Annotated in this window: 1 protein-coding gene; it reads left to right on the plus strand. The window is 71.8% G+C overall.

The window, feature by feature from the left end:
• The coding region (locus tag C2142_RS30355; protein ID WP_162002590.1) for a non-ribosomal peptide synthetase at positions 1-2,176 on the plus strand (2,176 nt) is incomplete at both ends.

Raw genomic sequence — 2,176 nt, forward strand, 5'->3', positions numbered from 1 at the left:
GAGCTGTTCGCGGAGCAGAGTTCCCGGACGCCCGGGGCCGTGGCACTCTGCGACGACGAACGGGAGCTGACCTACGACCAGCTCAACACCGAGGCCAACCGGCTCGCGCACCACCTGCGTGGGCTCGGCGTCGGTCCCGAGGTACGGGTCGCGCTGTGCCTGGAGCGCTCGATCGATCTGATCGTCGCGATCCTGGCCGTGTTCAAGGCCGGCGGCGCCTACGTGCCCATCGACATGGCCCTGTCGGGCGAGCGCATCGCCTACATGCTGGGCGACGCTCAGGTCTCCGTCGTGGTCACCACCACTCCCTTCACCGACCGCCTTCCGGCGCCCACCGCCCCCGTGGTGCGCCTCGACGAGGAGCGCGAGCGAATCTCGGCCCTGCCGGCCGGCGACCCGCCCGCCCCGGCCGGTCCCCGCAACCTCGCGTACGTCATCTACACCTCCGGTTCCACCGGTGCCCCCAAGGGGGCCATGGTCGAGCAGCGCGGCATGGTCAACCACCTCTACGCCAAGATCATCGACCTGGGCCTCACCGGCCGGGACACGGTGGCGGCCACCGCCTCGCCCTGCTTCGACATCTCGGTCTGGCAGTTCTTCGCCGCACTCCTGACCGGCGGCACCGTGCGGGTGTACACCGACGCCGTCGCGCACGACCCGGTCCAGCTCCTCGCACGGAGCGACGGCGACCGGCTGACCGTCTTGGAGATCGTGCCCTCGCTGCTGAGGGCCCTCCTCGACGAGCTCGCCCGGCTGGGCTCCGCGCGGCCAGGACTGGCCGCGCTGCGCTGGCTGGTGCTGACCGGCGAAGCCCTGCCCCCGGAACTGTGCCGCGACTGGCTGCGTCACTACCCGGCGCTGCCGCAGCTCAACGCCTACGGCCCCACCGAGTGCTCCGACGACGTCACGCACCACGCGATCCACACCTCACCCGGCACGGACGACTCTCGCACTCCGATCGGGAAGGCCGTCGCCAACACCCGGCTCTACGTGCTCGACGACGCCCTGCAGCCCGTACCGGTCGGCGCGGCGGGCGAACTCCTCGTCGGGGGCGTCGGCGTCGGCCGCGGGTACCACGGCCGTCCGGCCCTCACCGCGGAGCGCTTCGTGCCGGACCCGTTCAGCACCGAAGCGGGCGCCCGCCTCTACCGCACCGGCGACCTGGCCCGGCAGCTGGCCGACGGCACCCTCGACTACCTCGGCCGCACCGACCACCAGATCAAGCTCCGCGGCTTCCGGATCGAGGCCGGCGAGATCGAGGCCACGCTGAAGACCCACCCAACGGTCCACACGGCGGTCGTCCTGCTCCGTGAGGACACCCCGGGCGACCAGCGCCTGGTCGCCTACGTCGTCCCGCCGGTCCCGGCCGAGGGCGACCCGGTAGCCGAGGCCGACCCGGCCGAGCTGCGCCGTTACTGCGCGGCGCGCCTTCCGCACTACATGACCCCGGCCGCTGTGATGCCACTGGCGGAGCTGCCCTTGACGCCCAACGGCAAGATCGACCGCAAGGCCCTGCCGGCACCCGGTCCGAACCTGCTGGCGGCCGACCAGCAGGGGGAGGCACCGTTGCCCGGAGTCGAAACCGAGCTGGCCGCGCTCTGGGCCGACGTGCTCGGTGTGGAGAAGGTGGGCCGGTACTCCGACTTCTTCGCGCTCGGCGGCCACTCCCTGCTCGCCATGCAGGTCATCGCACGACTGCCCGGCCTGTTCCAGGTGGAAGTGCCACTGCGGACGCTCTTCGAGGCACCGACGCCGGCGGCCTTCGCGGAGCAGACCGTGAAGGCGCTGGCCACCGCCCGGCCCGGTCCGGAGCTGCGGCCGGCGCCGCGCGACCAGGACCTTCCGTTGTCGTTCGCCCAGCAGCGGTTGTGGTTCCTGGACCAGTTGCAACCGGGTACCAGCATCTACAACCTGCCGCTCGCGGTCCGGGTGGAAGGCCCCCTGGACACCACCGCCCTCGCCACCGGACTGCGCGAGGTCACCCGACGACACGAATCACTACGCACCACCTTCACCAGCCAGGACGGCGAACCACGCCAGGTCATCGCACCCGAACCGGACATGCCGCTCCCGGTCATCGACCTCGGCGCACTACCCGCCGACCACCAGCTCACCACCGCCCGCCACCTGGCCGAACAAGAAGCCCAACAACCCTTCGACCTCCAGCACGGCCCCC

This window comes from Streptomyces sp. CB01881 (assembly GCF_002953255.1).
Classification (GTDB): Bacteria; Actinomycetota; Actinomycetes; order Streptomycetales; family Streptomycetaceae; genus Kitasatospora.